General features: G+C 61.0%; 17 protein-coding genes, 1 tRNA gene, 1 other RNA gene, 1 pseudogene and 1 riboswitch. Of the genes and pseudogenes, 15 read left to right on the top strand and 5 right to left on the bottom strand.

The window, feature by feature from the left end; translation table 11 throughout:
* Positions 1-14 precede the first annotated feature (14 nt).
* Together HMPREF2820_RS08490 and HMPREF2820_RS10740 are read right to left on the bottom strand one after the other, a co-directional pair.
* Entirely contained in the window at positions 15-791 is a 777-nt protein-coding gene (locus tag HMPREF2820_RS08490; protein WP_069359013.1) for a queuosine precursor transporter, read from the bottom strand.
* 126 nt (positions 792-917) lie between these two features.
* The gene (locus HMPREF2820_RS10740; RefSeq protein WP_224783815.1) at positions 918-1061 is read right to left on the bottom strand and encodes a hypothetical protein; all 144 of its coding nucleotides are present in this window, start codon (positions 1059-1061) and stop codon (positions 918-920) included.
* 315 nt (positions 1062-1376) lie between these two features.
* Here HMPREF2820_RS10740 and gluQRS point away from each other — a divergent pair, with 315 nt between their 5' ends.
* Positions 1377-2321, top strand: a complete 945-nt coding sequence (gene gluQRS, locus HMPREF2820_RS08485; RefSeq protein WP_016421857.1) for a tRNA glutamyl-Q(34) synthetase GluQRS — start codon at positions 1377-1379, stop codon at positions 2319-2321.
* Positions 2322-2585: 264 nt separating this feature from the next.
* On the opposite strand, the gene HMPREF2820_RS08475 is transcribed toward gluQRS, so the two are convergent.
* Complete coding sequence (locus HMPREF2820_RS08475; RefSeq protein WP_016421859.1) at positions 2586-2933, bottom strand: DUF4288 domain-containing protein; 348 nt, start codon at positions 2931-2933, stop codon at positions 2586-2588.
* 142 nt (positions 2934-3075) lie between these two features.
* On the opposite strand from HMPREF2820_RS08475, the gene HMPREF2820_RS08470 reads away from it, so the two are divergent.
* Together HMPREF2820_RS08470 and HMPREF2820_RS08465 are read left to right on the top strand one after the other, a co-directional pair.
* Positions 3076-3528, top strand: a complete 453-nt coding sequence (locus tag HMPREF2820_RS08470) for a flavodoxin family protein (RefSeq protein WP_016421860.1) — start codon at positions 3076-3078, stop codon at positions 3526-3528.
* Positions 3529-3596: 68 nt separating this feature from the next.
* The gene (locus tag HMPREF2820_RS08465; RefSeq protein WP_070603633.1) at positions 3597-4835 is read left to right on the top strand and encodes an Nramp family divalent metal transporter; all 1239 of its coding nucleotides are present in this window, start codon (positions 3597-3599) and stop codon (positions 4833-4835) included.
* Between the two features lie 89 nt (positions 4836-4924).
* A riboswitch (SAM riboswitch) is annotated at positions 4925-5045 on the top strand.
* 19 nt (positions 5046-5064) lie between these two features.
* Here HMPREF2820_RS08465 and HMPREF2820_RS10975 read toward each other — a convergent pair.
* A complete protein-coding gene (locus HMPREF2820_RS10975; protein ID WP_070603632.1) occupies positions 5065-5406 on the bottom strand; it encodes a hypothetical protein in 342 nt (113 codons plus the stop codon).
* An 83-nt stretch (positions 5407-5489) separates the two neighbouring features.
* Here HMPREF2820_RS10975 and HMPREF2820_RS08455 point away from each other — a divergent pair, with 83 nt between their 5' ends.
* The 6 genes from HMPREF2820_RS08455 (at position 5490) to HMPREF2820_RS08430 (ending at position 11407) form a co-directional block, all read left to right on the top strand.
* Positions 5490-7010: an AMP nucleosidase gene (locus HMPREF2820_RS08455; protein ID WP_070603631.1), complete on the top strand. Its 1521-nt coding sequence runs from the start codon at positions 5490-5492 to the stop codon at positions 7008-7010.
* 120 nt (positions 7011-7130) lie between these two features.
* Positions 7131-8309: an HNH endonuclease signature motif containing protein gene (locus HMPREF2820_RS08450; protein WP_070603630.1), complete on the top strand. Its 1179-nt coding sequence runs from the start codon at positions 7131-7133 to the stop codon at positions 8307-8309.
* A gap of 37 nt (positions 8310-8346) precedes the next feature.
* Positions 8347-8556: a heavy-metal-associated domain-containing protein gene (locus tag HMPREF2820_RS08445; protein WP_070603629.1), complete on the top strand. Its 210-nt coding sequence runs from the start codon at positions 8347-8349 to the stop codon at positions 8554-8556.
* A gap of 20 nt (positions 8557-8576) precedes the next feature.
* Complete coding sequence (locus tag HMPREF2820_RS08440) at positions 8577-10787, top strand: heavy metal translocating P-type ATPase (RefSeq protein WP_070603628.1); 2211 nt, start codon at positions 8577-8579, stop codon at positions 10785-10787.
* Positions 10780-11127 carry a metal-sensitive transcriptional regulator gene (locus HMPREF2820_RS08435; RefSeq protein ID WP_016421867.1) on the top strand — a complete coding sequence of 116 codons (348 nt, stop codon included), beginning with the start codon at positions 10780-10782 and terminating at the stop codon, positions 11125-11127. The genes HMPREF2820_RS08440 and HMPREF2820_RS08435 overlap by 8 nt, the downstream gene beginning before the upstream one ends.
* A gap of 194 nt (positions 11128-11321) precedes the next feature.
* Positions 11322-11407 (top strand) — tRNA-Ser (locus HMPREF2820_RS08430).
* A gap of 132 nt (positions 11408-11539) precedes the next feature.
* Here HMPREF2820_RS08430 and HMPREF2820_RS08425 read toward each other — a convergent pair.
* Positions 11540-12723, bottom strand: a pseudogene (locus HMPREF2820_RS08425) (IS256-like element IS3503 family transposase).
* Between the two features lie 316 nt (positions 12724-13039).
* Here HMPREF2820_RS08425 and ffs point away from each other — a divergent pair.
* From ffs to HMPREF2820_RS08395, 6 genes are all read left to right on the top strand, one after another.
* Positions 13040-13134, top strand: an RNA gene (gene ffs / locus HMPREF2820_RS08420) — signal recognition particle sRNA small type.
* A 317-nt stretch (positions 13135-13451) separates the two neighbouring features.
* The gene (locus HMPREF2820_RS08415; RefSeq protein ID WP_070603627.1) at positions 13452-14921 is read left to right on the top strand and encodes a SulP family inorganic anion transporter; all 1470 of its coding nucleotides are present in this window, start codon (positions 13452-13454) and stop codon (positions 14919-14921) included.
* A 125-nt stretch (positions 14922-15046) separates the two neighbouring features.
* On the top strand, positions 15047-16318 hold the full coding sequence (locus HMPREF2820_RS08410; RefSeq protein WP_187400622.1) for an aspartate aminotransferase type Ic: 1272 nt from the start codon (positions 15047-15049) through the stop codon (positions 16316-16318).
* A 34-nt stretch (positions 16319-16352) separates the two neighbouring features.
* On the top strand, positions 16353-17078 hold the full coding sequence (locus tag HMPREF2820_RS08405) for a suppressor of fused domain protein (protein ID WP_070603625.1): 726 nt from the start codon (positions 16353-16355) through the stop codon (positions 17076-17078).
* 30 nt (positions 17079-17108) lie between these two features.
* Complete coding sequence (locus HMPREF2820_RS08400; RefSeq protein ID WP_070603624.1) at positions 17109-20075, top strand: DNA polymerase III subunit gamma and tau; 2967 nt, start codon at positions 17109-17111, stop codon at positions 20073-20075.
* 114 nt (positions 20076-20189) lie between these two features.
* Positions 20190-20513: a YbaB/EbfC family nucleoid-associated protein gene (locus HMPREF2820_RS08395; RefSeq protein ID WP_005511884.1), complete on the top strand. Its 324-nt coding sequence runs from the start codon at positions 20190-20192 to the stop codon at positions 20511-20513.
* Positions 20514-20520: the final 7 nt, after the last annotated feature.

The raw sequence follows: 20520 nt of genomic DNA, 5'->3' as shown, positions 1-20520 counted from the left end.
CACTTTTTTCGTCGTTAAGCGGGAACGTGCATGTCGTAGTAGCCTTCGCGACGCTTGACCCACGCGATGACGGCGTAGGTGAGTGGCATGACTACGATCTCGACGGCGGTCTTCCAGATGAAGCCGACGATGACGTAGTTGACGAAGGTGCCCCAGGTGTCGATGCCGATCGCGGTGGCGGCGATGGAGCAGAAGATGAGCGTATCGACGAACTCGCCGACCACAGTCGAGCCCATCAGGCGCGCCCAGAGGGCCTTTTCGCCCGTGCGCTTCTTAATGGCGTTGAGCGACCAGGCGTTGAGCAGCTGGCCGACGACATAACCGGCCAGACCTGCGAGAACAAGCTGCGGTACGGTGCCGAGCACGGTGGTGAATGCTTCCTGATTTTCGTACCACGGTGCCGCCGGGAGCTTGATGGCGGCAAAGAAGCAGAGCATTGCGCCGGCGAGGATGGCGAAACCGGTCCACACGGTGCGGCGGGTGGCTTTGTAGCCGTAGCACTCGGAAAGCACGTCGCCGATGACGTAGCTCAAGGGGAAGAGGAAGAAGGCACCGTCGGTGGCCAGGCCGAAGATTTCCACGCCCTTGGTGGCGGTGATGTTGGAGACGATCAGCACGCCGATGAAAATGGCCGTGAACATCGGGTACAGCGATTTTGGTACCGGGATGTGGCGTGGCGTGGTTGCTGTGGATTCGGACTTTACTGCGTTCTCGGGCGCGTGCGAGGTGCTCACAGCGGCAGCCTCGGCGTTGCCCGGCCCAGACTTGGGCAGGTTTTCGTTATTTGTCACGGGAGGGAATGTTACCTGCCGCTCAGGGCTCCAAGCGAGTGCCGATGAAGTCTTCGAGGCCGACTCTGCCTCTCATCCTCTAACTCCTGTGGGTTTGAGTCCGCAGGAGTTAGAGGATGAGCGGGTTTAATTATTTGTTTTCTTAGCTCCACGCTTACTGCGCATTCCGTTAACAATAAATGTAAAACAGCTTACAATCAGGCTGGCAAGAGCGATTAAGCAGTAGAGCAGCGCGCGATCTGTCTTTGCCGTAATAGCTGCTGTACTCATAACGGCAGTCTGGTTAGCTAGTTTGCTCAATGTGTACATCCCATTTGCGATGCCCAGGAGACAGAGGAGGCTCACGACTAGTCCGATAATGGAAATCGATGCTAGCCAATTTACGCGCAAACGTGATGACATTGTTCTCCTCTAAAAGATCCGCTTACAAAAAGTCACGCATACATTAACCCTTGATTTTATTGAGAGGTCATGAATGCCTTTCGAGTAATAGATGAATTTCCTCCAAGATGATTTGAATTATTCAACCGGAGATCTTTCCCCAAGATTTCAACTATCATCTTGGGGTCTCGCTAACATATTCCTGTGACCAGTTCCCAACGGTTGACTAATTCCACTTTACCCACCGGCCGCTACGCCCCTTCGCCGACCGGTCGGCTGCACCTGGGAAACCTGCGCACCGCGGTTCTCGCCTGGGCGCACGCCCGCGCGCAGGGCGGTCGCTTCATCGTGCGTATCGAAGATATCGACCGCCAGCGCTCCCGCCCCGAGTATGAGGCGCAGCAGCTCGCCGATCTCGAGGCCATCGGCATAGACTGGGATGGCGCCCCGGTCCGCCAGTCAGAACGCTCTGACCTGTATGAATCCGCGCTCGCCGACCTCACGCAACGCGGCCTGACTTATCCCTGCTTCTGCACGCGCCGTGAAATCCTCGCCGCCTCCTCCGCGCCGCATGGCGTGCCAGGGCAGTATCCCGGCACGTGCCGTTCGCTTGACGACGAGCACCTCTCCGCGAAAAAGGCCGAATTTGCGGCGGCGGGGAGAAGGCCGTCGATACGCCTGAAATCGCAGGTGAGTGAGGGGGCCGCGACCGATGAGCTGTATGGCGAGATTGCCGCTCCGATCGATGACTTTGTCCTCCAGCGTGCCGATGGCATGTGGGCCTACAACCTGGCGGTCGTCGTCGATGATGCCGAGCAGGGTGTCACCGAGGTTGTGCGTGGCGATGACCTGATGTCCTCGGCCCCGCGGCAGGCGTACTTAGCCGGATTGCTCGGTCACACCGCACCTTCGTTCGTGCACGTTCCGCTGGTGGTGAACTCTGAAGGGCGGCGACTGTCCAAGCGCGATGGCGACGTGACTCTCGGCGAGGTGTCGGTGGATGCAGCGCAGCGGTGGATTCTGGATTCGCTGAGCGGTGGCGGTGATGCTAGCGATGGCGGCGGGAGCGTAGAGCTCGACTCCATCGCTGACCTCCCGGAAGCCCTGCGTGCGGGTCTGGAAATTCCTCGCGAACAGGTGATTTTCTAGGGGCTGCCGAGAACTACGGCTAGTACATACGTTAGGGGCAAGAGTGCGAATGCAACTAGTGCCGCCACGATTGTCAAACCGTTTGCCCGGGCCTTCAGTGCTGCAAGAAAGCTAACCAGGCCGAATCCGAAGACTCCGACGGCGAGGGGGATTGTCCAGGCATCGGAGAGCGCAGTGCTGACGAAAAACAGTCCAATGTAGCAGGTCAAGGCTAAGAGAAGTGCAGCAACTGCAAAATTGCGGGAGCGGTTCATGATATGGGTCTTAGGATTCCGCTAGAGGATCTTTGCCACCTAATTTCATTTCGAAGCGTTTGTAATCCTCGAGGGATGCGAAGTGGCGAGAATAGATGTCGATGTCTGTATCGACGCGACCGTAAAGAGCGGGGGCGACATCGACGATGTGGCGCAACGTGACAGATCCTCCCGAGTGGGAAGGATCTTCTGGGGCTAATTCATTTTCGTGGGCTAATGCTTCGACCTGCGCGTATGCGGCGCTATCAGAATCGGCAAAGACAATGTATAAGTCCTCACGGAAGAAGCTCTCATTCGCCGAGGTTGAATCTCTTTGCTTTGTTAACTCAAAAACTGCAATTCCGATGTATGGTTCCATCTATTTTTCCGTTCTTCGATTGCCCCCTAGTTCAGTACGAATTTGAGGCTTTCTTACTGGACGCCACGTTTACTCGAATTGATAAACATTGGATTGTTGCTGAAACCTGCGCTTACCCTATCACTGCCGATACCCTCGGGACATGCCTACTCTTCTAGTCGTCCACCATTCCCCGACCCCGCTCCTGCAGGAGGTCTTAAGTCACGCGCTCGAGGGCGCCAACGATCCCGCGCTAGAGGGCGTGGATGTCAAGGTTGTCGAGGCTCTCGACGCCACCATTGACGACCTGACCAGCGCCGACGCCATCCTGCTCGGTACCTCCGCCAACTTCGGCTACATCTCCGGCGCGCTCAAGCACTTCTTCGACACCACCTTCCGGGAGGCACAGGAAGTTACCAAGGGGCTGCCATTTTCCTACTGGATCCGCGGCGGCTTCGACACCACCGGCGCGGAAAACGCCATGAAAACCATCACGACCGGCTACAAGTGGGAGCTTGCGGCCGAACCCGTCGTGTTCGTCGGTTCGCTTGACGACGACATCTCCGACCGCCTGGTAAATCTCGGTGGCACCATGGCTGCCCAAATTTTGGGCTGATTGAAGATTTAGTGTCGAGGCCGTGAAATAATGGCCGGGTGAATGATTCAGGGGCACAAGGGTCGCAAGTGACGTCATCAAGCGAGAAAAACCGCAAGCCCATGATGAGTCTGCTGGGGCCTGCTTTTGTGGCGGCGATTGCCTACGTGGACCCCGGAAATGTGGCTGCGAACCTGTCCGCGGGCGCGAGCTATGGGTATCTGCTGCTGTGGGTGTTGGTGGTGTCCAACCTCATGGCGATGGTTGTGCAGTACCTGTCGGCGAAGTACGGCCTGGTGACGGGGCGGTCGCTGACCGAAGGTGTCGCCGACCGCTTCGGTTCGAACCGGCCGGGGCGGCTGGCGTACTGGGTGCAGGCCGAGATTGTGGCGGCAGCGACGGATGTGGCGGAAATTATTGGTGGCGCCACGGCGCTGTACCTGCTCTTTGGGACGCCGATGCTGCTTGGCGGTGTCATTGTTGGCGTGGTCTCGCTGGGGCTGTTGTTGCTTCAGGGTGGGCGTTCGCAACGCACTTTTGAGGGCGTGATTGTGGCGTTCCTGCTGGTCATTACGGTGGGGTTCCTGGCCGGGCTGTTTGTCACGGGCCTGAGTCTCGGGGAGATGGCCAGCGGAATTCTGCCACGCTTCCAAGGCGCGCACACCGTGGTGCTGGCGGCATCCATGCTGGGTGCGACCGTGATGCCGCATGCGGTCTACCTGCACTCCGGGCTGGTGCGCGACCGCGAGTACAAGGTGGAAGATGACTCCTCGCTGCGCCAGCACCTACGGGCCACGCGTATCGATGTCTTCGGTGCCCTCGTGCTGGCTGGGTCGGTGAATATCGGCATGCTGTGTCTCGCGGCCGAAGCACTTCCGGGAGTGGAGGGGACTGACTCCATCGAAGGCGCTCACGCTGCCGTGACCAGCGTGCTTGGCCCCGTGGTGGGCGTGCTCTTCGGCGTTGGGTTGTTGGCCTCCGGGCTGGCATCGTCCTCTGTCGGTTGCTACGCCGGTGACCTGATTATGCGCGACCTGCTGAAGGTGCACGTGCCGTTGCTGGTGCGCCGAATAGTCACCATCATTCCGGCGCTGCTCATTATCGCCAGCGGCGTGGAGCCGACGTGGGCGCTGGTGCTCAGTCAGGTGGTGCTGTCGATTGGCATCCCGTTTGCGCTGGTCCCGCTGGTGCGCATGACCTCCTCGCGTGCCGAGATGGGCATCTGGGCCAACACCCCACTACTGCGCCGGGTCGCGTGGGTTATCTGCGGGCTCATCATCGCGCTCAACGTGGCGCTGGTGGTCCTGGTGCTGACGGGGAAGGGGTAGCTTCCGGGAGGGGGAGGTGGGGGCCTCGTCGTAAAGCGTGCGGGAGATGGTAGACAAAGCTGTCTAGTTGGTGTTAGGGTGGGCGGCACGATCACAAGATATCGACGAGAAATGGCCTTTGACAGCGTCGATAGGCAACCGCCCGATTCGCGGACCCGGTGCCCCAAAGGAAGATCAGCCCCACAGACCGCCTGCGGGGAAGAGCGAATAGGAGCGCCAAATGCACACCTCAATAAGCGACGTCCACATCATCCACCTCAGCCGTCACACCGCTGACCTTCTCGTCGACGGCCGACCCGTCGCCATCCGACTGCAAGAAGTCGACATCGACCCCCACTCCCGGAATCTCGTCCAACTCCCCGTCGACCCCGCCTTCTACGCCACCCTCCGCGGCCAACAACGCGCCGACTACCTCAGCGCCCACGTCCGCGACGGCGTGCGCTACGGCCGCATCCTCTGGCACGAGCTTGACGACGGTCGCCACTTCCTCACCATCCCCACCATCGGCGGCTACCACGTGCACCAGGTCTTTGAGGTCCGCCGCAGCCGCGAAGGAGTGTGGAGCCGGCACTGAGCTGCTGGTTTCGTGCGCGTGCCTGGCGTGATGAGCGCGGCGCGGATGCGCGCGGGAACCTCTCCGCCTAGCCTTGGGCTATGCAGGTACGAGACTCCGCAACACCCCCGTTCTGGCCCACCGAAGGCGAAGGCGACTTCTACACCGACGCCGCCGCAGCCGTCGACCGGCTCACCGAAATCCACCGGGCAGGGATGGCCTACCTAGTCGAGCAGTACACCGCCGCCACCGAAGGAAATTCCGGGAGTGGGCCGGTGCGCGCCTACTACCCCGAACTACGCTTCACCGTTCCAGCCGGCAGCGCCGTCGAGGATGTCGACCCCTCCCTGTCACACGGCTTCGTCGACCGTCCGGGAGTGTATGCCACCACCATCACCCGCCCGGTGATGTTCCGCACCTACCTCATCGAGCAAATCACCGACCTGCTCGCCAACCACGGCGGCGAAGTCGAGGTGCGCGTCTCCGACCAGCCCATCCCACTCCGGATGTGCCGCGGCTTCGATGCGGCCGCCGAGGAAGCGGCGGGGAGGGAAGGGGCGTCGGCAAGCATGCTGGCGGCAGTGGAGAAGACGTTTACCCCCATCGACTCCGCCAGCATCGACGACACCATCGCCGACGGCGAAGCCGACTACCTGGGCCTTCTCATCAAGCCTTTGAGCCTCTTTACCGCCCAGCGCATCGACCTCGCCCTCCAGCGCCTCGAGCACTACACCGGGTCGCACGCCGCAAACATCCAGCGCTTCGTGCTATTTACCAACTACCAGCTGCACACGGACGTGTTCCTCGAATACGCCGCCACCCTCACTCCCGGAAATCCGCACGGGTACACGGCGCTGGCGTGCCCGGGTGGGCAGCGCTACGACATCGGCGCCATCCCCACTCCCGGAATTTGCCGTCAGCACGCGCACGCCTCGCAGATGCCGGCGTACCACCTGCTTCGCGACGACCAATGCGGCATCACCATCATCGACATCGGCGTCGGCCCCTCGAATGCCAAAACCATCACCGACTGCCTCGCCGTCACGCGCCCGCACTGCTGGATGATGGTCGGACACTGCGCCGGTCTCGACGGCCGCATGCGCATCGGCGACATGATTCTCGCCAACGGCTACGACCGCGCCGACGGAGTCCTCGACAACTACGTGCCCCTGGAAAAACCCATCCCGCCAATTGCGGAAATCCAGCTCGCCGTCACCAACGCGCTCGCCCGCGTCTCCGGGCTTTCCGGCGACGAACTGAAAAAGCGCCTGCGCACCGGCACCGTGCTGTCGACCTCCGATCGCAACTGGGAGTGGCGCTCCCAGACCGACCTCTACCGGGAGCTGCAGAAATCCACCGCCATCGGCGTCGAAATGGAATCCGCCACCATCGCCGCCAACGGCTACCGCTTCCGCGTGCCCTACGGCGCGCTGCTCAGCGTCTCCGACATGCCACTGCACGACAAACCCAAACTCCCGAAATCTGCCCGCGAGTTCTACCAATCCTCCAAGGAGGAGCACCTCATGGCCGCCGTGCGCGCGTGCGAGGACATGGCCACCGCTCCCGACACCCTCCACTCCCGGAAGTTGCGTCGGCCGGTGGGAGAGGTTGCGTTCCGGTAGGGCACTTTCGGGAGTGCGTCGTCAAGCCCGTTTGTGCAGATTGTGCATGCTTTACGACGGCTGTGGACAACGCCAAAAAGCGATTGAAGCCGCCCACTCCCGGAAACTAGCCTTAGCCCCATGACGACATTGGGACTGCTCAGCGCGCTGGCGACACGGGGGATTGACGTGCTCGCCGACCTGCGCGCCGCACTCCCGGAAAAATCCACCGGGCACCGGGAGTTGGCAGCCAGCATCGGCTTCGACCCCTTCCGCCTCAAGCGCCTGCTGCGCTGTGCCGAGCGGCTGTTCGGCACGGTCGAGGGCGATATGGATGTCGAATCCCGCGACAAAGCCGTCGCGATCGCCCGGGAGCTGAAGCTGTCGCTGGACACGGTGATGCAGATCGACAAGCGCTCCGGGCAGCTCAACAACGTCGAAATCCGGGAGTACTACCGCCTGGACTTCACCCGCGCTGCCGCGGCCTACGACTTCGAGGGCCTCGACACCTATATGCGCACCAAGGTCAAGGAGCTCAACCGCACCGACGAGCCGCCGCAGCACCTGCGCGCCCACGTCTCCCGGAATCCGGACATCCGCGGGATGAAGCATCTGCAGGTCACTGGTCCGGCGAACATGATTGACGACCTGGTCGCGCCGCTGACCGTGCGCGCAGCTGAAATCGCCAAAGCGCACGAGGATTACACCCGGGATCGGTGCGTCGGTCAAGCGCTGGCGGAACGCTTGGCGCACGGGTCGGAGGGGCCGCTTGACGACGTCGACAAGCTCCGTTACCAGCCCGCGCTCATCGTAACCGCGCAAGACATCGTGGAGTACAGCCCGCGGTTTGCGTCGACCTCCAACGGCTCCGTCCTCACTCCCGGACAATTCGTCGAGGCATTGCTCGCGGACACCGGCTGGGTGCTGGTCTACGACGAGCACAACACTCCGACCGACCTACTCCCGATACACAACCCGCGCCTGGCGACGGAGGAACAGCGCATCGCGATGATCCTCGACAACCCCATCTGCGCGTGGCCCGGGTGCCCGCGCCCCGCCCATGCCGGGCAGGCCCATCACCTGGTCGCCAGGAAAAACGGCGGCGCCACGACTATGGAAAACATGGTCATGACCTGCAAAGAACACAACGCCGCCAACGATGACGACAGGCAAGGCCTCAACGGGCACCTCGAGCGTGACGACGGCTCCGGCGCGGTCTACCGCCACCCGCCGTCTCCGCACGCGCCGCCCGAATTCAACCTTGCCTTCCCGACAGCTCTCGCGGGGCGGGCCTACTCGGGCTACCGTCAGCGCGAATAGCTTTACAGATATACCCGTAGGGGGTATACTTTGGGGTATGGCTAATCAAACTTTTACTGTTACTGGCATGACATGCGGACACTGCGAGGCATCGGTGCGGGAGGAAGTCTCTGAACTCCCGGGAATCACTGATGTCCAGGTTGACCGCTCCCGGAATTTCCTTTCCGTGACCTCGAATGCAGACATTGACACCGCTGCCGTAATCGCAGCAGTGGATGAAGCTGGCTACAAGGCGGTCGCAAACTAAACCCCCAAAGAGGAAAGCGGATGTCTGAGCAGCAACTTCTCACCCTTGATATCCCCGTCGGCGGGATGACGTGTGCGTCGTGCGCAAACCGTATCCAACGCAAGCTGAACAAACTTGATGGCGTTAACGCGAGCGTGAACTATGCGACCGAGAAGGCGCATGTGGAGGCGCCGGCGGACATCAACCCGCAGCAACTGATCGACACAATCGTGGCAGCGGGGTACACCGCTGAGCTTCCGCAGGAGGAGCCCGAACAAGAACCGGGTGCTGCTCCCGAAGGGAAAGACCGGGAGCTGGAAGACCTGCGCAACCGAGTCATCGGCGCTGTCATCCTCACCGCTCCCGTCATCGCAATGTCGATGATCCCTGCCCTCCAGTTCACTAATTGGCAGTGGCTGTGTCTCACGCTCTCGGCGCCGGTCTTTGTGTGGGCCGGCTGGCCATTCCACCGCGCGACACTGAAGAATCTGCGTCATGGCGAGGTCACCATGGACACGCTGATCACTATGGGGACGACCGCTTCGTTCCTCTGGAGTGTGTGGGCGTTGTTCTTCGGGCGTGCCGGGCTGCCGGGGCTCAAGCACGAGTTCCACTTCACGGTCACTCCTGGTGATGCCGATATGAACATCTACCTCGAGGCGATGGCCGGCATCATCATGTTTGTGCTGATTGGTCGTTACTTCGAGAAGCGCTCCAAGCGCAACGCCGGTCAGGCACTCCGGGAGTTGATGAAGCTTGGCGCCAAGGATGTCTCCGTTCTCGAAAGTTCGGGAGTGGAGAAGCGGCTGCCCGTGGAACAGCTCCGTCCGGGAGTGGTGTTCGTCGTTAGGCCTGGTGAGAAGATCGCGACGGACGGCGTTGTCGTGGAGGGCGCGTCGGCGGTGGATGCGTCGATGCTGACCGGCGAACCGATGCCTGTCGAGGTCGGCCCTGGCGATGAGGTGACGGGGGCGACGATCAATACGTCAGGGCGGCTGCTCGTGCGGGCGACGCGCGTGGGCTCGGAGACGCAGTTGGCGCAGATGGCGGCGATGGTCGAGGCGGCGCAGACGGGTAAGGCGCCGGTGCAGCGGCTGGCGGATCGGGTTTCGGGAGTGTTCGTGCCCGCCGTCATCGCGATCGCCGCGGTCACGCTGGGCGCGTGGTTGTTTACGGGGCACGGCGCGAGTGAGGCGGTCACGGCTGCGGTCGCCGTGCTCATCATCGCGTGCCCGTGTGCGCTTGGCTTAGCGACGCCCACAGCGCTCCTGGTCGGCACGAGTGAAGGTGCCAAGGTTGGTGTGCTGCTGCGTGGCCCGGAGGTGCTGGAGTCGGCGCGGAAGGTCGACACGGTTGTGCTGGATAAGACCGGCACGGTGACTACGGGTGTGATGGAGCTGACGGAGGTCCCTCCCACTCCCGAAAATCTGCTGCCGCTTGCCGCTTCGGTGGAGGCGGCGTCGCACCACCCGATTGCGCAGGCTATTGTGCGTGCGGCGGATCCGGATTCTCTACTCCCGGTTTCGGATTTCCGGGATATTCCGGGAGTGGGGGTTGAAGGCACCGTGGGTGGCCACCGCATCGAGGTCGGCCGCTCCGGGGAAAATTCCGGGAGTGGGGGGACGGTGGTTGCGGTGCGCCGCGACGGCGAGCTCCTGGGCACGTTGGAGGTGTCGGATTCGGTGAAGCCGACGTCGGCGGCTGCGGTCGCGAAATTCCGGGAGTGGGGGGTGCGGCCGATTCTGCTGACCGGCGACGCCGCCGGCCCGGCGTTTCGGGTCGCAGATGAGGTCGGTATTGCTCGCGAGGATGTGATTTCGGGAGTGATGCCGGAGGATAAGGTCGCGACGATTGAGAAGTTGCAGGCTGGCGGCGCGTGTGTGGCGATGGTCGGCGATGGCATCAATGATGCTGCGGCTCTTGCGCAGGCGGATTTGGGCATGGCGATGGGCACGGGCACCGATGTGGCGATGGAGGCTGCGGATATCACGCTGGTGCGTGGTGATTTGTTGGCGGCTGCGGATGCGCTGCGGTTGTCACGCCGGACGCTCCGCACGATTCGTTCGAATCTTTTTTGGGCGTTTTTCTACAACGTTTTGGCAATTCCTGTCGCCGCGCTGGGGTTGTTGAATCCGATGTTGGCTGGCGCTGCGATGGCGTTTTCGTCGGTTTTTGTGGTCGGCAACAGTCTGCGTCTGCGCGGTTTTTCTCCGAGTCAACCAGCTATTCAAAAAGGAGTAACTCATGAGTGAGTCTTGTTGTTCGTCGCAATCGCATTCGCTTGACGACGATTCTTGCTGCCATGACACCACTGATCCCGGTTACCTCGCGGAGAAGCGGCGTTATGAATCCCGTATCCGTCGCATTGAGGGGCAGGTTCGTGGCATTGGTCGGATGATTGAGAACGAAGAGTACTGTATTGATGTTTTGACCCAGATTTCGGCGGTGAATTCGGCGTTGAAGTCGTTGGCGTTAACTCTTCTGGATGCTCACCTTCATCACTGTGTGGTGCATGCGGCTGAGGGTGGCCCGGAGGAGTTGGACGCCAAGCTGGAGGAGGCCTCGGCGGCGATTGCTCGGCTGGCTAAGTAACTCCCGGAAAAATTCCGGGAGTGGGGGCGAAACAGCAGTCGGCAGCCGGCAACCGGCAACCGGCAACCGGCAACCGGAGTTGGTTGCTGTTGGTGGCACCGGTTGCGCGGAAGTGTCGCTTAAATGCCTCGTTTTCCCAGGTAGGGGGCGCGTTTTGGGAAAATGAGGTTTGTTGGGTAGTCTTTAACGACGTTGGAGGATTCGACTAGCGGCCTATGTCACACGCCTGGAACGCGTGCGGGAGTCACATCCCTCGTGGGTTCAAATCCCACATCCTCCGCAGAGTGAAAACCCCCGGTTTACGCCGGGGGTTTTCTTGTATTTATGCAGGTGAGTGGATTTGCAGTATATGCCGGGGGCTGCGGGGAGGGGTTAAGTAAAGAAAAGTGTGTCTTTTCCGGGCGTGTTGCGGTTATTTGATCCAGCCTTTTTGGATGCCGAGGTTGTGTTGGTAGCTGGTGTCGATGGCGGTGTCGTATTCTGCTGGTGCACCGATGTCATTGGTAGTGGCTGTGGTGTTGTGGGTGATCAGGTCTGTTGCTGTGGAAAGTGCGTCTTGACCCCATCGTTGGTCCCTGGCGATCTTGACCGGATCGTCAGGGACTTCTGTATGTAGATACAGCCACCAATCCATCACTGTGCGTTGATGCGGTAGTGATAGTCCGCGGTGTCTGCGGGCTAGTTCTTTTATGGGGGCGTTGATGCCACCTTCGAGGCTGTTTGTTGTTGCTGCAAGGTTGTCGGGGTCGATGGTTGTTGGTGGGGGTGCAGGTAGGTAAACAGCAGGTCTCTGCGGTGCAGAGATAGCAATGATTGATAGGCCGCTCGGACGCGTTGGTGGGTGTAGACCTTGGTGTAGGCGCCGGTAGCAGGGTCTTTGATGGTGGTTTTCTCGTTCATCCATTCCCGGTAGGTGTGGTCGAATTCGTGCAGGTGGGCGACCCATGTGGATGCTTGGTCAAGGTCGGTGATGCGAGTGAGTTTCAGGGCTAGGCGGTAGAGGGTTTTGCCGGCATCGGTGCGGGGGTTGCTGGTGGTGTGGCGGCGGACTGTTCGTTGGGCGTGGACGAGGCAGCGTTGGATGCGTGTTGTTGGCCAGCAGTGGTGGATGGCTGATTGGGCACCTTGTCCGCCGTCTGTGACTGCGATTAGTGGTGCGGCAATGGGGCGTAGGAGTTCGGTGTAGGCGGCGGTGGTTTCGTGTCTGGCCCAGGTCCAGTTGATGACGTGGGTTTTACTGGCTGCGATCAGGAGGCATCCGGACTTTAGATAGGTCGCGTCGAGGAAGATTTGGTCATGGATGCGGAATGAGTCGATGGTGGGTGTGGGGATGATCCACCAGCACCATCGGAATCGGTGGTGCATGGTTTGCCTGGTTACGCCATGGTGTGCGGCGAAGGTGGTTAGAGATTGGGTGCCGGTGGCCCATTGGATGAACAAAGCCATGGTGGCGGTGTTTTTGTTGTGGGTTTGGGTGTTGCGGGTAAAGGAGTGTCCGCAGTGGGTGCAGCGCCAACGGGTGGTTGATTTGCTGGTGGTGCCGTTTTTCTTTGTGTTGTTGCCGCATAGTGGGCAGCTGGGGCGGTTGGTGGTCATCCTTTAATCCAACCGGTGTGCGGTTAGCACAAATGTGGCCGGAGGTGCGGGATGGTGTGGGTAATAGCTTTCGGGGAGCTATTCTTTGGTGATTTGTGGTGTGTGGTCTGGGGTTATGGTGGCATGCGGACACACTTTTCTTTACTTAACCCGCGGGGAGGCGGGGAACTGTCATGAATGCTGTCATGAATGCTGTCACGAAACTGGTGACGAATCCGTGGTGGCAGCGCGCTGATTAGTGTGGCAGTTCTTCGCTGAACGGTGCGGCGAGCACTAGCAGTGTGACTTTTTGCGTGGGCCTGTAGTAGGCTGTCTTCACGGATCCCATGTGGCGTCCATCTCGTGAACTCCCCCAGGGCAGGAATGCAGCAAGGGTCAGCGAGCTCTGACGGGTGCGTGGGGTCCCCTTTTTTTATCCCCGGCGTTCTTCTGGCACTTATGGCTAGGTTTCGGGCACTTGTCGGCGGTTTCCTGTGACCTATCGATGTTTTTTCGGCACTTATCCCCGCGAAATTGGCCAGGCCATTTCACCTATCGATGAGCTATTCACTTATGGCCACGCTGCAGCGCATCGATAGGTGAATACCTTGGCCACAAGTGGTCGCGTTCGCTGGTCTGGAAGAATACTGTGCATGAGCGATGCAGACGACACGCGAGTGCCACCACAGACAACACGAGAACCGCTAGAAACTCCAGGACCACCAGAAACCCGAGAAACCCCAGCGCCAATGGGCGTGTGGGACTCCTTCCGGTTCGCAGTTTCTTCACCGAAGCGCCTGCGCACCGAGCTGCTGGCCGGTGCTGCGGTGTCGTTCGCGCTAATCCCCGAGGTCATCTCGTTTTCCATCCTGGCGGGCGTGGACCCGGCGGTGGGGCTGTTTAGCTCGGTGATTATGGCCATTGTGATTGCCTTTACGGGTGGCCGCCCGGCCATGATTACTGCTGCCGCTGGTTCGGTTGCGCTCGTCGTCGCGCCGTTGTCGCGGACGTACGGGATGGATTACCTCATTCCAACGGTGCTGCTCGCGGGTGTGTTGCAGATTGCTTTTGCGGCGCTGGGTATCGCTAAGCTGCAGCGTTTCATTCCGCGCGCGGTCATGATTGGTTTTGTTAACGCGCTGGGTATCCTCATTTTCACTGCGCAGCTCGAGCATCTCATCGATGTGCCCTGGTTAGTGTATCCGCTGGTCGCTCTGGGTATTGCGATTATGGTGTTCCTGCCCCGCGTGTTCACCGCGATTCCGGCTCCGCTGGTAACGGTGCTCGTCGTCACGCTTGTTGCGGTGTTGGCGGATTGGCGCGTGCCGAACGTGAGCGATATGGGCGAGCTCCCGGAATCCCTCCCGCAGCTGCTGATCCCGAATGTGCCCCTGACCTGGGAGACTCTGCAGCTGATTGCGCCGTATTCGGTGGGCGTGGCGATTGTCGGCATCATGGAATCGCTGATGACGGCGAAGCTCGTGGACGACATCACCGACACACATTCGGACAAGACCCGTGAGACGTGGGGGCTGGGCGTGGCGAACATCGCGGGCGGTTTCTTCGGCGGCATCGCTGGCTGCGCGATGATCGGTCAGACGATGGTGGGTGTGAAGGAATCGTCGGGACGCACTCGCTTGACGACGCTCTTTTCCGGTGTCTTCCTGCTCATTCTGGTCCTTCTGCTCAGTTCTGCAGTTGGAGTGATTCCGATGGCGGCGCTGGTTGCGGTGATGGTCGTGGTGTCGGTGGACACGGTCGATTGGCGCTCGATCTCCCCGCGGACGTTGCGCCTGATGCCGCGTTCGGAGACGGCGGTGATGCTGGTGACGGTCATCGCTACGCTGGCGACGGATAACCTCGCCATCGGCGTGATTTCGGGCGTGGTCGTGGCGTCGCTGATGTTCGCGCGCCGTGTCGCTCACCTGGTCAGGATTGAAATGCTTGACGACGACCCCAGCGCCCACTCCCGGACGTACAAGGTGCGGGGGCAGTTGTTCTTCGCCTCCAGTAACGACTTGGTGTACCAGTTCGACTACACCGATCCTGCGCAGCGGATTGTCATTGATATGTCGGAGGCTGAGATTTGGGATGCCTCCACGGTGGCGGCGTTAGATTCCGTGCGGGTCAAGTTTGCTGACCGGGGCAAAGAGGTAGAAATTATCGGCTTGGAGGGGCCGAGTAAGCAGCGTCTGGATGCGCTGTCGGGGAAGTTGTAGAAATCCCAATCCGGGGTATGCCTTACACTTGGTTGCAAAGCCGGATGCGGCGCGGGGAAAAAGTTTTCCGTGCCAGTTTTGTCAGGTTTTAACTTATGTCCGATACCTGGGAGGGTGCGTACACCATGGCCGTGGATTCCTTCGATGTTCAGCAGTTGGCGGCACACAAGGATGAGTTTGCGAAGGCATATGAGGAACTGAAGTCCCGTAACCTCGCACTGAATTTGACTCGTGGTAAGCCGTCGTCGGAGCAGCTTGATTTCGCAAACGCCCTGCTGGGTCTCCCGGCGCCGGATTACATTTCGGCTTCTGGGGAGGATGTCCGCAATTACGGCAACGCCAAGGGCATTACTGATATCCGCGCTATCTGGGCGGAACTGCTGGATCTGCCGGTGGAAAACGTCCTGGCACAGGATGCTTCCAGCCTGAACATCCAGTTTGACCTGATTTCGTGGGCCATGCAGTTCGGCAACGTCGACTCGGAGCGCCCGTGGAACGAGGAGCCGGTGCTGAAGTGGCTGTGCCCGGTTCCGGGGTATGACCGGCACTTTTCCATTACGCAGCACTTCGGCATTGAGATGATCCAGGTGCCGTTGAACGAAGACGGTCCGGATATGGATGTCGTGGAGAAGCTGGTTGCCTCCGACCCGCAGATTAAGGGCATGTGGAATGTCCCGATGTTCTCCAACCCGACGGGTGTGACCTACAGCGCTGAGGTCTGCCGCCGTCTGGTTGAAATGGAGACCGCCGCTCCGGATTTCCGTCTGATGTGGGATAACGCCTACATGGTTCACACGCTGACGGATGAGTTCCCGGAGATTCACAACGTCATTAAGTGGGCGGAAGAGGCCGGTAACCCGAACCGCGTGTGGGCTTTCGGCTCGACTTCGAAGATCACCTTCGCAGGCGCTGGCATTGCTTTCTACGCTTCCTCGGACGCCAACTTGGAGGATTACCTCAAGCACGCTGGTATCCGCGGCATTGGCCCGAACAAGGTCAACCAGCTGGCTCACGCCAAGTTCTTCGGTGACGCGGAGGGCGTGCGCGAGCAGATGCGCCGTCACGCAGGTTCGCTGGCTCCGAAGTTTGAGAAGGTTCTGCAGATTCTAGATGAGCGCCTGACGGAGTACGGCGTGGCAGAGTGGTCGAAGCCGGCTGGCGGTTACTTCATCAACCTCGACGTGGTTGATGGCACTGCTCGTCGCGTGGTGGAGCTGGCTAAGGAGGCCGGTATTGCGCTGACCGGTTCTGGTTCTTCTTTCCCGCTGAAGCAGGATCCGAATGACCGCAACATTCGCCTGGCACCGTCGCTGCCTCCGATGGAAGAGCTCGAGGTTGCTATGGATGGTGTCGCTACCTGTGTGCTGCTCGCCGCCGCTGAGAAGGCGACTGCGTAGGCCAAGTAAGCCAGGTAGGTCGGGATAGGACTATATGAACTTCGAAGAGACGAAGTTTTGGATCTCCGGGCTTTTCCCCGGAGAACCCCAGGTCGGCGAGTATGTGACGGAGCTGCCGGCCAGTGGTCGGCACGGGCAGGAACACGATTCGGCTCCGCTGCGGGTCGCTGAGTTCTCGCTTTACGACGGGCCGGACGGCCAAGCGAACGAGCGTCGTCCGGAAACGGCAGCCGCCACCGTGGAGTTGGGCCGCAACTACTGTGGCCTGACCGGCGCAGCAAAGACGGATATCCGCGTGGAGCTCTTCTCCGTCGCATACGCTGATTTTCCCGTGGCCACCATGGTCGCGGCCGCGGGAGCGCTGGTGGAGGAAGAGCCGGAGTTCCTGTCGCCAATTCCGGGCCGTGTTATTCCGAATGCGGTGCGGCTGGCTGCCGATCAGGTGGCCGAGGTAGGGGAGCCGTCGTCAAGCGCGGCCTTTACCGTGGCGCACGTGCTGTGCACGGTGCCGTATGTGTGGAGCGACGGGGTGCCCAATGTGTCCGAGATGCCGGGCAAAATCAGCCTGCATGAGGGCGATGTGGAGTCGCCGCAGGGGCGCATGACCACGATGACGCAGCTGGTGCCAATTACGGATGCGGAGCTGGTGTTTTATGAGCAGCAGGGTCCGCAGGCGTTGATGCAGAAGTTGGCCGAGGTGGACGCTGACCTGCGGGATTGGTGCCGTGATTCGGTTGTTTCCCAGGAGGGTTCGAACTAGCCGGTCCGGGGTGGAAGGTAGGCTGAGCACGTGGCTCTGTATAGGAAGTATCGTCCGGCATCGTTCGCCGAAGTGGTGGGGCAGCGGCACGTAACTGACCCGCTGTCGGCGGCGTTGGAATCTCGTGATGCGCAGGGGCGTCCCAACCGCATTAACCATGCGTATTTGTTCTCCGGGCCGCGTGGCTGTGGCAAGACCTCGTCGGCGCGCATTATGGCGCGCAGTTTGAACTGTGCGGAGGGGCCGACGGCGACGCCGTGTGGCCAGTGTGCGTCGTGTCGTGCGTTGGCGCCGGGTGGTCCGGGCAATTTGGACGTTATTGAGCTGGATGCGGCTTCCCACAACGGTGTGGAAGATATGCGTGATCTGCGGGAAAAGGCTATCTTCCAGCCGGCGGAGTCGCGCTACCGCATCTTCATTATTGACGAGGCGCATATGATTACCGCCTCGGGTTTCAATGCGCTGTTGAAGATTGTGGAGGAGCCGCCGGAGCATCTCATCTTCATTTTTGCGACCACGGAGCCAGAGCGTGTGCTGCCGACGATTCGTTCGCGTACGCACCACTACCCGTTCCGGTTGTTGACTCCGCCGGATATGCGCGGGCTGCTTGAACGTGTGGTCACGGCCGAGGGCGTGCGGGTAGAGCCGGACGTGTATCCGCTGGTCATCCAGGCCGGTGGCGGTTCGCCGCGTGACTCGCTGTCGGTTATGGATCAGCTCATTGCTGGTTCCGGCACCGATGGTGTGGATTATGAGACTTCTGCGGCCATTCTCGGTGTCACTGACAGCGTAATCATCACGGATGCGATTGAGGCGCTGGCGGCAGGCGATCGCGCGGCCATGTTTAGCGTGGTCGGGCGTGTGATTATGTCGGGCCAGGATCCGGCTCGGTTTGCCTCGGATCTGCTTGGCCGGGTGCGTGATTTGCTGGTGCTGTCCGCAGTGCCGAATGCGCTGGAGCAGGGGCTTGTAGAGATTCCGGAGAGCCAAATCGACGGTGTCCTGGAGCAGGCCGGGACAATTCCCCCGGCTACCCTGACGCGCTTCACGCAGGTGCTCTCTGACGGCCTGCGCCACTTCCGCGGCGTGACTTCGCCGCGTCTGCTGCTCGAGGTCCTGTGCGCGCGCATGCTCCTGCCCGCCACCGAAGATTCGGTGGAGTCGCTGCTGCAGCGCGTAGAGGCGTTGGAACACGGCAGGCCCGCGCTTGCCGACGGCTCGGGGGCCGCAACCCCCGCAGCGGCACTGGCGTCTTCCGCCGCGGGGCCGGGGTCGGGTGCGGCTGAGGCCGATGCTTCGCCGATGCAGTCTGGCCAGTCGGCTCGTGAGGCATGGCGCCAGCGGAATGCCCAGCGTAAGAAGGGGGCGCAGGCCCAGGGCAGTCGTGCTGGGCAGGCAGCGCCAGCGCAGGCATCGTCGCAGCCTCAGTCCCAGCCGGAACCTGTTCAGCAGCAGTCTGCACCAGCGGCACCGGTGTCGCAGGAGTCGGTAACTGAGCCGCAGCCTGCACCAGAAGCATCTACTGCGACCGCTGAGCAGCCTGCACAGCCTACGCCGGCCGAATCAGTTGAGCAGTCTCAGCCGGCCGAACAACCGCAGCAGCCTGAATCGGCTGAGCAGCCGATGTCCGAGGAAGAAGCTCAGGCAGAGAAGATTCGTGAGTTCCGTCGGAAGATGGCGGAGCATGCCCGCATCAGCGAGCAGCAGACTCGGGCGCAGCTTGCGCAAGAGCGTGAGCAGCAGACTCGCGAGCGTGAGGGTGAAGGCGGCTCGATGTCGATTGTCGAGGAAGAGCCAGTTGTCTCTGCCTCGCCAACCCACTCTGAGCAGCCAACTCAGGCCCCACAGCCCGAGCAACCAGCACAGCCTGAGCAGCCAACGCAGACTACTCAGGAACCGGAATCGCAGCCGGCACCGCAAGTTCAGCAAGCACCAGAGCCAGTACCGCAACCGAAGCCGGAACCAACACCACAGCCGGAGCCCGAACCTGCACCCGCCGGTATCGAGCAAATCCGCGAGCACTGGCAGGACATCCTTGCGGCTGTCGACGGACAGCATGCGTTTCCCATTCGCGTGCTGGCCGAGCAGGCGGTACCGCTCGATGTCGAAAACGACACGCTCGTCATTGGACACAGCACAGGAGCGCTCGCTACCAGGCTCAATACGCCTGATTACGCTCAGGCACTATCCACTGCCGTGAAGCAGGTGACGGGCTTCAACGGTCAGGTGCACTGTGTCGTCGGTACGCGCCCGCGCGCACCGCGTTCAACAGCTACTAATGGTGGTTCCGGGGAGGATGATTCGTCGTCAAGAGGTTCGTCCTCGCCGAACGACACCGCCCCTGCACCGACACCAGCAGCGCCAGCGCAACCAGAGACACCTGAGCAGCAGGTACAGCAGGAACAGCAGGAACAGCAGCCGCAGCCAGGCCCACAGCGGTCGTCGGCATACGCATCCGTTGTTGAGCGCCGTGCCAAAATCGAAGCCGCCAAGCGTGCTGCAATGGGACAGCAGGCAGGTCACGACCAGCCGACACAGCCACATCAGGCAAGCCAACCAAGCCAGCCAGCTCAACCGAACCCGAACCCCGCCCAGCAACAACCGCAACAGCCAAACCAGCCGCAGTCATTCCTGCGCGCGGCCCAGGCCAATGCGCAAGCAAACGCACAGGCGAACGCCCAGGCCCAGGCCAATCAGGATTCGGGCTTCGGCGGCGTCCCGCTGCCACCAGAGCCGATGGAGGAATTCGCTCCGCCAGAGGGCACAGAGGGCGCAGAGAGCTACGGTTCGCGCAACCCGTCCAACTACTCCTCCAACGCCAACACCAACTACAACCCGGTTCCCCAAACCCCGCAGGACAACAACTACGAAGAGGACACCTCCGAGTATTTCGAGGCCGCGAACGAGGTCGGGTCTCTCGATCACCGCTCGCTAAAGGACGTGGTCATGGAGATGCTGGAAAAGGAGCTGGGAGCCAAACCGCTAGAAGACCGCTAGAGCCGTTAGAATGGGGCGGCGATGCGCGTCGTAAAGCATGGGCGATGAGCCTTAGAAGCGTGCGCGTAACTACAAATCAGCACGTAAAGAGCACAATAGTTAGGAAAGTTAGTTATGACTCAGCCAGATATGAACGCAATTCTGCAGCAGGCACAGCAGATGCAGGCGCAGCTGCAGGCAGCACAGCAGGAGATCGTCGCTTCCACCATCGTCGGTGAGGCCGGCGGCGGTCTGGTCAAGGTGACTATGCAGGGCTCGGGCGAGGTCACAGACATCGCCATTGATCCGAAGGTCGTTGACCCGGAGGACGTCGACGGGCTGCAGGACCTGGTCCTCGCTGCTTTCCAGGACGCTACCGCTAAGGTGCAGTCGCTGGCGGAGCAGAAGATGGGCCCGCTGTCCCAGGGCTTCGACGGTCTCGGTGGCCTCGGTTTCTAAATTAGCT

Source organism: Corynebacterium sp. HMSC064E08 (assembly GCF_001811805.1).
GTDB lineage: Bacteria > Actinomycetota > Actinomycetes > Mycobacteriales > Mycobacteriaceae > Corynebacterium > Corynebacterium jeikeium_D.
This window is presented reverse-complemented; position numbering and strand designations above follow the sequence as displayed.